11 protein-coding genes are annotated in these 13,155 nt (G+C 33.6%); 5 read left to right on the plus strand and 6 right to left on the minus strand.

Going from position 1 to position 13,155, the window contains the following annotated elements; translation table 11 throughout:
* Positions 1 to 21 precede the first annotated feature (21 nt).
* The 3 genes from infC to epsC all read left to right on the plus strand — a co-directional run bounded on the left by infC (position 22) and on the right by epsC (position 2,477).
* Entirely contained in the window at positions 22 to 630 is a 609-nt protein-coding gene (infC, locus tag O5640_RS07040) for a translation initiation factor IF-3 (protein ID WP_269611672.1), read from the plus strand.
* An 89-nt stretch (positions 631 to 719) separates the two neighbouring features.
* Positions 720 to 1,709: a GntR family transcriptional regulator gene (locus O5640_RS07045; RefSeq protein ID WP_269611673.1), complete on the plus strand. Its 990-nt coding sequence runs from the start codon at positions 720 to 722 to the stop codon at positions 1,707 to 1,709.
* Positions 1,710 to 1,721: 12 nt separating this feature from the next.
* A complete protein-coding gene (epsC, locus tag O5640_RS07050; protein WP_269611674.1) occupies positions 1,722 to 2,477 on the plus strand; it encodes a serine O-acetyltransferase EpsC in 756 nt (251 codons plus the stop codon).
* A gap of 23 nt (positions 2,478 to 2,500) precedes the next feature.
* Here the strand turns inward: epsC and O5640_RS07055 are convergent, their stop codons facing one another.
* Genes O5640_RS07055 through secA form a run of 3 tightly spaced genes read right to left on the minus strand, consistent with a single transcriptional unit; the run spans position 2,501 to position 7,467 of the window.
* The gene (locus O5640_RS07055) at positions 2,501 to 3,280 is read right to left on the minus strand and encodes an ABC transporter permease (RefSeq protein ID WP_269611675.1); all 780 of its coding nucleotides are present in this window, start codon (positions 3,278 to 3,280) and stop codon (positions 2,501 to 2,503) included.
* Positions 3,267 to 4,625 (minus strand): ATP-binding cassette domain-containing protein, encoded by a 1,359-nt coding sequence (locus O5640_RS07060; protein WP_269611676.1) that lies wholly within the window; start codon positions 4,623 to 4,625, stop codon positions 3,267 to 3,269. The genes O5640_RS07055 and O5640_RS07060 overlap by 14 nt, the downstream gene beginning before the upstream one ends.
* Before the next feature lie 22 nt (positions 4,626 to 4,647).
* Positions 4,648 to 7,467, minus strand: a complete 2,820-nt coding sequence (secA, locus tag O5640_RS07065; RefSeq protein WP_269611677.1) for a preprotein translocase subunit SecA — start codon at positions 7,465 to 7,467, stop codon at positions 4,648 to 4,650.
* A gap of 260 nt (positions 7,468 to 7,727) precedes the next feature.
* On the opposite strand from secA, the gene gmd reads away from it, so the two are divergent.
* Together gmd and O5640_RS07075 are read left to right on the plus strand one after the other, a co-directional pair.
* Positions 7,728 to 8,786 (plus strand): GDP-mannose 4,6-dehydratase, encoded by a 1,059-nt coding sequence (gmd, locus tag O5640_RS07070; protein ID WP_269611678.1) that lies wholly within the window; start codon positions 7,728 to 7,730, stop codon positions 8,784 to 8,786.
* Between the two features lie 57 nt (positions 8,787 to 8,843).
* Positions 8,844 to 9,191, plus strand: a complete 348-nt coding sequence (locus O5640_RS07075) for a hypothetical protein (protein ID WP_269611679.1) — start codon at positions 8,844 to 8,846, stop codon at positions 9,189 to 9,191.
* A 216-nt stretch (positions 9,192 to 9,407) separates the two neighbouring features.
* Here the strand turns inward: O5640_RS07075 and O5640_RS07080 are convergent, their stop codons facing one another.
* From O5640_RS07080 to O5640_RS07090, 3 genes are all read right to left on the minus strand, one after another.
* Positions 9,408 to 10,211, minus strand: coding sequence for a hypothetical protein (locus O5640_RS07080; protein WP_269611680.1), 804 nt, complete (start codon positions 10,209 to 10,211; stop codon positions 9,408 to 9,410).
* 48 nt (positions 10,212 to 10,259) lie between these two features.
* A complete protein-coding gene (locus tag O5640_RS07085) occupies positions 10,260 to 11,483 on the minus strand; it encodes an inverse autotransporter beta domain-containing protein (protein WP_269611681.1) in 1,224 nt (407 codons plus the stop codon).
* Between the two features lie 197 nt (positions 11,484 to 11,680).
* Complete coding sequence (locus tag O5640_RS07090) at positions 11,681 to 12,592, minus strand: hypothetical protein (protein WP_269611682.1); 912 nt, start codon at positions 12,590 to 12,592, stop codon at positions 11,681 to 11,683.
* Between the last annotated feature and the right edge of the window lie 563 nt (positions 12,593 to 13,155).

The following is a 13,155-nucleotide window of genomic DNA, read 5'->3' on the forward strand; positions in this document are numbered from 1 at the left end:
TTCCAACTTTATTAACACTTAATGCCACCACGTCCCCGTTTTGATCGTCGCGCTCCGGAAAGAGAGCTCCCCAACATTAATGAAAGAATCAGCTATTCCGACTTGAGAGTTGTTGATTCAGATGGCACACAACTAGGAGTCATCAGCAGAGAGGAAGCGCTAGAAGTCGCTAAAGATAGAGAATTAGATCTTGTTTTAGTAAGCGAAAAAGCTACCCCTCCAGTATGTCGAATAATGAATTATGGCAAATTTAAGTTTGAACAAGAAAAAAAAGCAAAAGAAGCTAAGAAAAAATCACATCAAACAGAAGTTAAAGAAGTAAAAATGAGGTATAAAATTGATGAGCATGATTATCAAGTCCGAATTAGTCAGGCCACTAGATTTTTAAAGGCTGGAGACAAAGTCAAATGCACTGTTATATTTCGAGGTCGCGAGATTCAACATACTGCTTTAGCCGAAACTCTTTTAAGAAGAATGGCCAAAGATTTGGAAGAAAAAGCAGAGGTACAACAATCGGCTAAAAGAGAAGGACGAAATATGATTATGTTTTTAACTCCTCGAAAAACCCCTCTTATCAAGAAAGAAACAAAAGAACTTGAAAACAAAAAAGCTTTGCGAACAATTGATTAATTTCTTAAAAGTTGTAAAGTGACAAATAATTAATTGTCACTTTACCCTCTATTTATTAAGGTGGCCAAATTGAAACCTGGCACAAAGGAGTGAGATTCCACATACAGCAGGAAAGTGAGATCCCTGCATCAAGTCAGTTATACAATCAAATTTGCTTTGCGATTGCTGCAAGGCATTACCCTCCTGGGCATAGATTACCCTCTACTAGACAGCTTGCTATGCAAACAGGCTTGCATAGAAACACCATAAGCAAAGTTTACAGACAACTTGAAACTGATGGAGTAGTCGAAGCTATTGCAGGATCAGGTATTTATGTTCGAGATCAACAAAAACAAAAAGATTTAAGAAGTAGCTCATCTTCTTTACGCAAAAAAGTTGTAACCGATATTGATCATGAGGTACGTAAAAGTATAGATGAACTTCTAAACGCTGGATGTACTTTACAGCAAACCAGAGAACTATTTACTCGCGAGATTGATTGGAGGCTGCGATGTGGAGCCCGATTACTTGTAAGTACACCAAGAGAAGATATTGGAGCATCATTATTGATTGCAGAAGAGTTAGCTCCTCATTTAGATGTCCCTGTAGAGGTCGTACCCATGGAAGAACTGGAAAGCGTTTTGGAGAGTTCTAGCAAAGGCACAGTCGTTACAAGTAGATATTTTCTACAACCTTTGGAAGAATTAGCAAAGCGTCATCAAGTAAGAGCAGTGGCTGTGGATTTGAGTGATTTCCAAAAAGAATTAGCTATATTAAAAAAGCTTCGCCCTGGCAGTTGCGTTGGAATAGTAAGTATCAGTCCAGGGATACTGAGAGCTGCAGAAGTGATTTTACATAGTATGCGAGGTAACGAAATTCTTTTAATGACAGCCAATCCTGATGTCGGCAGTCGTCTCATAGCTTTACTGAGAGCTGCCAGTCACGTTATTTGTGATAGCCCTAGCCTGCCTGTTATCGAACATACTTTGAGACAAAACAGATCTCAATTAATGAGAATGCCACAAATTCACTGTGCAGCAAAATATTTGAGTGATTCAACTATTGAAGAGTTACGCAAAGAGATTGGACTCATTGAATAAACGAATAATCAATTGACTAAGACATTTATAAAATTCATTAGATCTGACTTCTCAATTATCAAAGAGAGAGATCCTGCCGCAAGAGGTATTCTCGAAATTTTAATTTGCTACCCAGGTTTTCAAGCATTAGTGATGCACAGAATTAGTCATACATTATGGAATTACAAAATACCCCTACTTCCAAGAGTTTTAAGCCAATTCACAAGGTTATTTACAGGCATTGAAATACATCCCGGAGCCCAAATTGGAAGAGGGGTGTTCATAGATCATGGGATGGGAGTAGTCATTGGAGAAACGACTCAAATAGGCAATCGATGCCTGCTATATCAGGGTGTGACACTTGGAGGCACAGGCAAAGATCATGGAAAAAGGCACCCAACACTTGAAGAAAATGTTGTTGTTGGAGCAGGCGCAAAGGTTCTTGGTGCAATTACTGTTGGCACCAATACAAGAATTGGGGCTGGTTCCGTGGTTGTCAGAAATGTTGAAGCTGATAGCACAGTAGTTGGGATTCCTGGAAGGGTAGTTCATCAAAGCGGAGTCAAAATCAATCCTCTTGCTCACTCCGCCCTGCCAGATGCAGAGGCTTCTGTTATTCGAAACTTAATGAAAAGAATAGATAATCTAGAAAATCAAATTCTCAGCTATCAAAAATATTTACCAGAGAATCTTGAAAATACAGAAGACAGTACTGAATGGGCTGGTGAATCCCAAAGCCTTAGAGATAAAGAAATAATTGAATACCTGGGAGATCAAGAAACTCAATAAAACTATCTAAAATAGACTATCTTTTATAAGAAAAAAGGTAGATATTTTTTTTGTTTTTGTAAAATATATAGCGACACATACACTCCAGATAAATTTAATGCAAAAAGAAAAAAACATACCCTAAAATCTATCTCACCAAAAATAAGACAATCCCTAACTTGACTAATTACTTGATAAGGCAAATTTATATTAGAAATCCATAATAGATCGCCTAGATTCTCTTTATTATATAAAATTGGGGACACTAAAAATAAAATCTGAAGCACTACAGGAACTAGTTGGGATATATCAGTGTACCAAATACTTAATATACAAATTATCAACGGAAACCAGTAAATAAAAAGAATAAAGTTGAGCAATGGAAACCAAACCGAAACCAATAAATGAAATAGTAAATTAAATTTAAAAAACAACATAAAAATAAATACTAATGAGAACGATTGTAGAAATATCTGTAAGTGAAATGACCATTCTTCAAAAGTATAAAAAATTATGGGGACATTTGTGTTTTTAATATTTTGAGCATTATGTGCAAACAATTCTGGTGCACAATTAATAGCACTTGAAAGACTATTCCAAAGGACAAGTCCTAAACCTAAATATACAAAATATGATCGGAAATCATTTATAGAGAAAACAACTCCATATACAATACCTAAAGAAATAATAGATAAAAGATTAGATAAACCAAGCCAATAATTACCTATGACAGTCTTTGAAAATCTAGCACGTGTTCTTGCCGTGGCAGTAAACCACCATGATGTTCTACTATGATATGCAAATTTTAAATCAGACCAAATCATTAAGATCGTGATGATAAAAACTTAAAGAATGAGACAGCGGACCATCAAAGACTAAAGATCCTTTACTTAAAACTATACCTCTATCACAGAATTTAGTTAATAATTCTTCTGAATGACTCGCAAGAATTAAAGTACCAGTTTCTTCAATAAAAGATTTCATTCTTTTTTCTGCTTTTTCATAAAAATCTGTATCTCCCGTTCCAAAGCCCTCATCAATTACTAAGAAATCATGCTTGCATGATGTAAGAATAGAAAATAATAATCTAGCAGACATTCCATCACTATAAGTTTTAATTGGTAAATATATATAAGACCCCAAACCAGAAAATTCTATTATGTCATCCAGATATTCTTGATAATCTTTTTTTCTATTACTACTCATCAAATAAAAAGCTTTAGCAGCATCAACTCCAGTCAATTCATCACTTGTTAAAAAACTTTTTTGAATCATCGGATAAACTTCAACCTCAATATCAATAGAACCTGATGAAGGCTTATAAATTCCTGAGATCAAACGTAAAAGACAACTTTTACCAGATCCATTGTGACCAATTAAAGCGACCCTTTCACCTTTATTAATTACTAAATTTAAATTTGATAGAGCTTTCACTGTCATTAAACCTTTCTTTTTACTCAAAGCCCCTCCAGTCACAGAATTAATAATAGATCGTTTTATATTTCTGGATTCTGATCCTAATATGGGAATATCTAAAGATATATTATTAATTATGATTGCAGGACTTAAAAATTGATTATGAATTTTATAAAAAGAATTTTGAATAAAATTATCTAGAGCGTTAATACTGAGTTGATATTTAGAATCAACTTTTCTTATAAAAGATTTTATTTCATCTATAAAGTATCCAGAGATCCATGGCTCATAAGAGATAGGATTATAAAGTGAATTATATTTATTATTATTTCTTATGATATCTATTAAACAATTGCAAACCTCAATTTTATTCAATAGGGTTCTGTAATCTATAATAGCTTGATTATTATTTAAAATTGTCAATTGATAAGTATCATATATTAAGTTATTCGCTAAAGACTCAATCCCTTTTGAACTAGATTTAAGTGTATTTGACCAATACATTAAGCCATCATTATCGACGTCACGACAAAATAAATTATTATATAAATCATTAATTTGATGCTCAATAGGTTTAGAAGCTGAATATGTATGATGAAATTCGCTTAGATTAGAAATGAATTTTGAAAAAGCCTCTGATATAATTTGATCTCCTTTTAAATGAAAATAAATAACTTCTTCGTAATATCTCAATGGTCTTCCAAAGTAAGCCAAATACAAACCAATTAATAATTGTTTTTCATCTAGTTCCATTTACCAAAAAAGGTTTATATTTTTAAGTTTTTTTCTTTGCGGGTTGAAACATAAACATAGAGTAAATAACATTGCGTCTCATATTTATCATCATTTCGAGAAACATATCATACCCTTCATTTTTGTACTCAATTAATGGATCTTTTTGGCCGTATCCTCTTAAACCTACTGATTCACGAAGTGCATCCATTGACTGTAAGTGTTCTCTCCATAAAGAATCAAGTTGTTGAAGAATAAAAAATCTCTCTGCCTCACGCATCATTCCTGGAAAATTCTCTTCAATTTGGGCTTCTTTAACATCATAAGCATTTCTAATTTGCTCTTGAAGGAAAGCTTTCAATTGCTCTATGTTTAATCCTAATAATTCTTTTGAATTTAGATCATTTAATAAATATACAAATTCTTTTACTTTAGATAATAATTTCTCTAAATCCCACTCTTCCTCTGGTAAATCTATATTTACATAAGCATCTACGATTTCAGTCATAGTTTTTTCTCCATATTCAATCACTTGTTGTTTTAAATCTTTCCCTTCTAAGACTCTCAACCTTTCAGAATAAATAGCTTTACGCTGGTTATTCATTACTTCATCATATTCAAAAACTTGCTTTCTAATATCATAGTAATAAGTTTCAACTTTTTTTTGCGCCCCCTCTAGAGATCTTGTCAGCATTCCTGATTCAATAGGCATATCTTCTTCTACTCGAAAAGCATTCATTAAGCCTGCTACCCTGTCACCCCCAAAAATCCTCAAAAGATTATCTTCTAGCGAAAGGAAAAACCTCGTGCTTCCTAAATCTCCTTGCCTACCAGCACGTCCTCTTAATTGATTATCAACTCTTCTAGATTCATGTCTCTCGGTACCAATTACATGTAATCCTCCTGCTTCTCTTACTTTTAATTCTTCGTCCTTCAATACAGCATCATATTCTTCTTTAATTAATGCTATTGCTTTTCTAAGTTTGATGATTTGTTGATCTTTAGTTGGAGCTTTTTCTGCAGCTTTTGCAATTCTTTCTTCTAATTCAAGAAAATCTAGGCTGCGATCACCCCATTCTTTAACCAATTCAGAACTCAATTTTGCCAGATATTGATCTATTTCCGAATTCAAAATACATGGAAAAATATTATTAATATCTCTAGATGAACTAGTTTTTTGAGATTGCTTACCATCCGAGCCAAACCCTTCTTTATTTTTTGATCTTTGTAATGGAACGGGAGGTTTATGTTTCTCTTCTATTTTAACTAGTCTTGGGATCAAAATTTCACGTATTTTTAATCGAGCCATATAGTCGCTATTTCCTCCCAAAATAATATCTGTTCCTCTACCAGCCATATTCGTCGCAATTGTCACTGCGCCAGCCCGACCAGCCTGAGCAACAATTTCCGCCTCTCTTTCTACATTCTCTGGTTTAGCATTCAACAAGTTATGTGATATTTGCTTCTCAGCCAATAGAGAACTCAATAATTCACTTTTCTCAACACTAGTTGTGCCCACAAGAATTGGTCGACCCTCTAAATTAATTCTTGCTGTTTCATTAGCAACTGCTCTCCATTTGGCAGCCTCAGACTTGAAGACTTGGTCAACCCAATCGTTCCTTGCAATAGTGCGATTGGTGGGAATTACAGTTGTCTCTAATTTATATGTCTTATCAAATTCAACTTCTTCAGTTTTAGCTGTTCCAGTCATACCAGCGAGTCGCGGATATAAAAGGAAAAAATTTTGATAAGTAATAGAGGCTAGTGTCTGCGTCTCTGGTTGAATTTGGAGATTTTCCTTTGCTTCAATCGCTTGATGCTGTCCATCGCTCCAACGTCGACCGGGCATCACTCGACCAGTGAATTCATCAACAATTACTGCTTCACCGTCTCTGACAATATAATTTACGTCTTTAACAAATAATTCCTTCGCCTTAATTGCATTGGTGATGTAATGAGCCCAAGGATCTTTAGGGTCATAAAGATCAGGTACTTTGAGAATATCTTCAGTTTTTTCAAAGCCCTGATCGGTCAAAATACAACTTCTTTGCTTTTCATCTACTTCATAATCTCCTTCTGGATCAACACCGTCTTTACTTAGTTCTGGTGATCTTTCAAGTAATGCCACTACTTGAGCAGCTTTCTCATATTTTTCTTGAGGGCGTTCAACCTGACCAGAGATAATTAGTGGGGTCCTAGCTTCATCTATCAAAATCGAGTCAACTTCATCAATGACACAATATTGATATTTTCGTTGTACAACTTCGCTAATATCAGCAGCCATATTATCGCGAAGATAATCAAATCCAAGCTCAGAATTAGTCGCATACGTAATATCACAACCGTAATTTTTTTTTCTCGCTGCTGGTGACATGTTTTGTTGAATCAAGCCAACAGACATTCCTAAACTGCGATGAACTTGCCCCATCCATTCAGCATCTCTTTTGGCCAAATAATCATTCACTGTGACCACATGAACCCCTCTTCCAGTAAGAGCATTCAAAAAACTTGGGAGGGTTGCTACTAATGTCTTCCCCTCACCCGTTTTCATTTCGGCAATTTGTCCTTCATGAAGAACCATTCCTCCAATTAACTGAACATCAAAATGCCTAAGACCTAAAACTCTTTTAGAAGCTTCTCGAACCATTGCGAAAACTTCAGGCAATAATTCATCTAATAGCTCTAATTGTTTATTAAACTCTGATGCATTATCCAAGCGAACACGAAAGTCAGATGTCTTCCTACGTAAATCATCATCACTGAGAGCCGCAATATCTTCCTCAAATAGGTTGATGTCAGATACTATGGGCTGATAGCTCTTCAGTTTCCTATTATTAGGATCACCAAAAAGTTGTTTAAGCATATAGCTTGTTTTTATCACTACAGTTATTATTACTGATCGACGTAGTTTTTGAAAGGAATTTGTTATTACTTATAATCTAAGTGTCAACATAAACATGACAAACAAGCGCAATTATAAATAAAATTTCTATTAAATAACAAATCTAATATTGAATAGAAAAAAAGAAGATATTATCCAGATTTATAGATTTATTCTAAAAAATTATTTATTCATAGTCCGATTTCTAAAATTGGAATGGTAGTGAAGTAAAATATTATTTTATGAAAAAAAGTTTGAATCAAAAAAATAAAACCGCCCTAATAACTGGAATAACTGGTCAAGATGGTAGCTATCTTGCAGAGTTTCTTATTGATAAAGGATACATTGTTCATGGCATCAAAAGAAGAGCAAGTCTTTTTAATACAGACAGAATAGACCACTTATATAAAGATCCACATGAAAAGAATGGAAAACTTTTCTTACATTATGGAGACCTAACTGATAGCACTAATATCATTCGAATCATCCAAAATATTCAACCTGATGAAATTTATAATCTTGGAGCCCAAAGTCATGTAGCAGTAAGCTTTGAAGAACCTGAATATACGGCTAATACAGACGCACTTGGTGCTTTAAGAATACTAGAAGCCGTTAGATTATTAAACTTAACTTCGAAAACAAGAGTTTATCAAGCAAGTACATCAGAACTCTATGGGAAAGCAAAAGAAACACCTCAAAACGAATCGACATCCTTTTATCCAAGAAGTCCATATGCAATAGCAAAACTTTATGCCTACTGGATCACAATTAATTATCGGGAAGCTTATGGGATGTATGCATGTAATGGAATCCTTTTTAATCATGAGTCCCCCAGACGAGGTGAAACATTTGTAACGAGGAAAATCACAAGAGGGTTGACTCAAATCCATAAGGGGCTAGAAAAATTTCTCTACATGGGAAATCTTGATGCCAAGAGAGATTGGGGACATGCCCGAGATTATGTTGATATGCAATGGCGAATGCTGCAACAAGAAACACCCGAGGATTTCGTAATAGCAACTGGAAGACAAGAGACGGTGCGTACATTTTTAGAGATAGCATCCAAAGCACTGGGATGGGGAGGTATTAATTGGAAAGGAAGTGGAATTAATGAGAAAGGATACCGACAAGACAACGGAGAGGAAGTCATCAGAATTGATTCACGCTATTTTCGCCCGGCAGAAGTAGATCAATTAATTGGTGATGCTAAAAAGGCTCAAAAGAAACTTGGCTGGGTACCCAAAACGTCTTTAGAAGAAATGATTCGTGAAATGATAAATCATGATCTAAATAATCACTAAAAAGCTTTCAATCATTTTTTAGTCCAAAAAAATTACAAATCAATCAAATTTCAAAATATGTCCAATTCAAATGAAAACGAATCATCGAATATTGAATTAGATGATAAGAATCAAACAAAATGGGAATATAGGATCATTCATTTAAATATTGATAATAATGAAAAACAGTCTCCAAACCCAACTGAGGCAAGTAATAAACTTGGAGGCTCCTTAAGTCCAGAATTCTTAAGTAAAGAATTTCCAAAGCAATATGGAGACCCAAAACAAGATTCACAAAAACATCCTGCAACTCAATTACAAGAAATTCTTAATCTATTCGGCGAAGAATGCTGGGAACTTTTTGAAATATCAGACATTGGAAGATTGAAGATGTTATTTTTCAAAAGAAAAAAAATAACTGATTAAAATATCCCTTAAATTCACATAATCTTTTTAAAATATATTAAAAGTATATACGCCAACTTAAACAGGGTATTTAAATACTAAATACCTCAATTAATAGAGACAAATATCTGATTACATCAATCGAATTGATTAGGCATACACAAGTCAGAGAATAGAAAGTGGGTTAAGTTGATGTGAAATATAAAAAACTCTAAATATAGAATTCAAAATTCTTAATTAAAAGGTTTGAAAACTAGGTTGGAAAGGACCTGAACCAAAACCACAAATATCCTGTCCACAGAGTTCTCCCTGAGCATCTTGATCGTAGACACTTAATCCATAATTAGTCACAGCAAATCTAACTTCTAGTCCTTTAGTTTGAGGTGTAATAACGATACCAGAGTTGGGTTTAAATGAGGTACCAATCCTTGCTGTACTCCCACAATTAGTCCCAATACTCTGCATCGAAGAATTCAATAACATGGCTTTCATAAAACCACCAGACATATTAGCGTAAGCGTAACCAGAGCATTCTTCTGTATCAAAAGACCTCATGTCTTCTGTAAAAGTCTTTGCTCCACCTGATTGATTTAAAACTGCTACACCAGATGAATTGGAAGAGTAAATTCCAGCACTAGTTGTTTGCTGACCTTTCAATTTAAATGAAGGAGCCATGACTAAATAAGCATGAGTGTAAGTCCCAGGATTAGGGGCACCTTTACTTCCAAGATTGACGACATTTCCGTTAGCCAAGTTTGCTGAAGTACCGCTGGAAGTAAAAGTAGTTATGCAGCTAGATTTGTCGTAGATTGTATAACTAGCATTGACAGGATCAGTGGTGCAAAGTCCCATCTCATAAATAGTGATCTCGTAATGATCTGGGCTTTTTCGACAATCACCGTCAGTAGGCATCCCAGATGATGGGCAAACTGGAGCCATACCCGAATCAGCTTTGACACTAGGAGCTGTTAAAAATAAACCTCCCAAGACAGATCCCAATGAAATTAAACCTAGTGTTTTTGCAAGTGTGTTCAAAGTCATGATGTTTAATGAAGTAAAAAGATAGAAAGAAGATTCAAAAAATTGTGATTAAATTCCTCGAGCTCTATTAATAAATGTTCCAGAAGACCTTTCCAGCAAGACATCATACTTACGTCGAACTGGTTGAGTCATTTGTGTAATTAAATTCGCTTTTGTATCTTTTTTCAAGAATTTAATTGGCTGAGCAGTCAAACGGAATCTAACACCATAGAAAGTTTCATCTGTTCCAGGTAATTGAGAATTAACCTTGGTATCGTTTGCAGCAATTTCATTAGAAACCCACGCTTCCAAATTAAGATTCGGTGTGGCCTGCCAATTAATTGATCCTTCCAAACCACTATTGTCATCTGTGTCTTCATAATCCCAATTAAAGCCTCGAACAAACAAAGCTAATTCAGGATTTTTAGGAAGTCTGTACCCTGCTTCTGCATCCCAACCCGGAACGACACGCTCGGTATAACTATTACCCTTAATGGTGACGTTCTTTTTATCGGTAATAGCTAAGTACCAATTGTTTCTAAATTCAAGATCCTTCCAAAAATATTCACCACCGATACCAAGTCGACTATGTGCTGAACTGTAGTCCGTCATCCTGTAGTCCACAAAGGTATTACCTCCCCACATTGAATGGTCATTAGGACGATGACGAAACCCTAAACCCAAGTTTGCTGTCGAACCGTCGCTATCAGAACTTGTAGCAAATCTACCTTGCGAGAAAACAATACCTTTTGTATCCCCATCTTCATCATTGCCTAATTCCTTTAATTTCATCAAGCTATCAAAAGAAAAATTAGTTTCAGATTTACTACCTGCTGAAAGAGAGATACTTGTTTGAGCAAAAAATGGAATATCTTGAATCTTCTCATTGATATAACCACTAGCCAATTGATAGCCACTATCTACTAATAAACTCTTGCTATTAGAAAAAATGGTATTTGGCAACTCTGCATGATTAGATCTATTGATCGTAGGGATTAAGCTAGCAAGATAATTAGAAACAGTATTGTTAACTGAATCCTTGGAATAAGAATCTTCTTTGCGTTGATTGTCTTGAGTTATACTACTTTCTCCGTATTCGAAGATTGTAGGTTTTTCTGACTTAGATCTTGAGAACCATGATCTTCTAGAAGACTGGACTGAACTTTCTCCTTCAGTCATTGATAAATTTATTTTTGAAGAAAAAGAGCTTTCTAGTTCACTAGCCTTTGTGTATTGCCCTGAGGATAAAGCTAAAAGACTTGCAAATAAAAACAGCTTTGATCTTTTATTCATTTAACAAGTAACCATTAATACATATTCTGACGAGTCAAAAGTAGTGTGAGAGTAATAGTGGTCAGATCATGAGCCGACTATTAAGTTGGCAGATAGCTTGCTGAATTTATAAATAATTCGAATTTAAGCGCCTTGATATATAAAGCTATTTAATTCTATATAAAATCTAGACCAGCTAGCGGAAAAATCGTATTAATTTAGCTAGCATAGCTTATAGTATTAATAATTAAGTCATTTACATATAATTTTTCATCACCACTGACGTTAATAATTACTTGATATTTTCCATCACATCTTGGTTTTTTGGGAATATCAAATATTAATTCTTTTGTATTTGCAATACCAGTTTCTAATGTACTGTTTGCTAATTCATTCATTATGGGATTGCTATTAACACATGTTATTTGAATAGAAGATTTATTATCATTTCCATTTAATAGTAAGCTATAAAACAATCTTAAACGATACTTACCAGGATTAAGATCAATGCTAGGAATATAAAGAATACCTTTTCCTTCTGTTACAATTAACCCCCAAAATTTATTTGATAAAGCAATTGAAGAAATGAATTTATCTCCTCGCCATTGTTTTATATTTCTATGATTTTTTAATTTTTTTAAATTATATTCTGAAATTTTCTTGTAGTAGTCAACAAAATCGTTCTTATTATCTAAATGATAAATTTTAAGCGAACTATCTTTACATTTTCCGAATAGGTATTTAACATGAGGTGTTATATAGTCTTGATTATTTTTTGTAAGTAAATAAAAATCATTATATATACTTTCCATTGTTCCTATGTTTTGCATCCATAATCTTGGAGATCCATCTAAATTCATCACTACTAGATCAATTCGAGGGTCATTTAATTGGACAGCATTGATATTTGCATCCCAATAATCCTGAATACCTACTCCAACTCGTTTATCTGTTTTCTTAAGTATAAGCGAATCATTGATACACTCAGCAATATTTGTATTACGAATATTTAATCTATTGTTGTCTTTGATTTTATTAGAAAAATAATAATTTTGATATGGTATTAGAAATAATGATGATAAAAATAAATTATAATAATTAGATAAATTATTAACTGATAATATATACAATATATTTATTAAATATATAATTATAAAAGAGTAAAAATATCTATAGTAACCATTATCAACTATTCCTCCAAGACTAGCTATTGAAAAGAAAGAAATGATAAATGATATAGAATTAATCTTATTAATCTTTTCAGCAATATCAATCTTCTTTAGCTTTAAATATATAAATATACCAATTAAAATAAGAATTATCGAAAATGGAGTAACTTCTGGATTATACTCAAAAAGCTTCTTAACTCCGATAAATATTTTATTTCCACTAGGAGTATATAATAATCTATCCCCATAAAGTTCTCATTTATATATTTTGAATAAGAAAGATAACCAAGAAAAATACCAGATAAAATAGTTATAATATAATTTTGTTTTTCATAATATAGGAGTTTAAAAGATTTCCAAGAGTGTATATAGAGAAACTCTACAAACAGGTATGCAAATAAGTAAGATGTGGTTATGATCAAAGAAATACTAGTACTTAATCCAGTCAAAAAGCATATAAAAAATATAGTGATTAAGAATATGAATTTAAATTTTGCCCTGCCAGATATTAATCGCGGTAATAT

Source organism: Prochlorococcus marinus str. MIT 0912 (assembly GCF_027359595.1).
Lineage (GTDB): Bacteria > Cyanobacteriota > Cyanobacteriia > PCC-6307 > Cyanobiaceae > Prochlorococcus_B > Prochlorococcus_B marinus_C.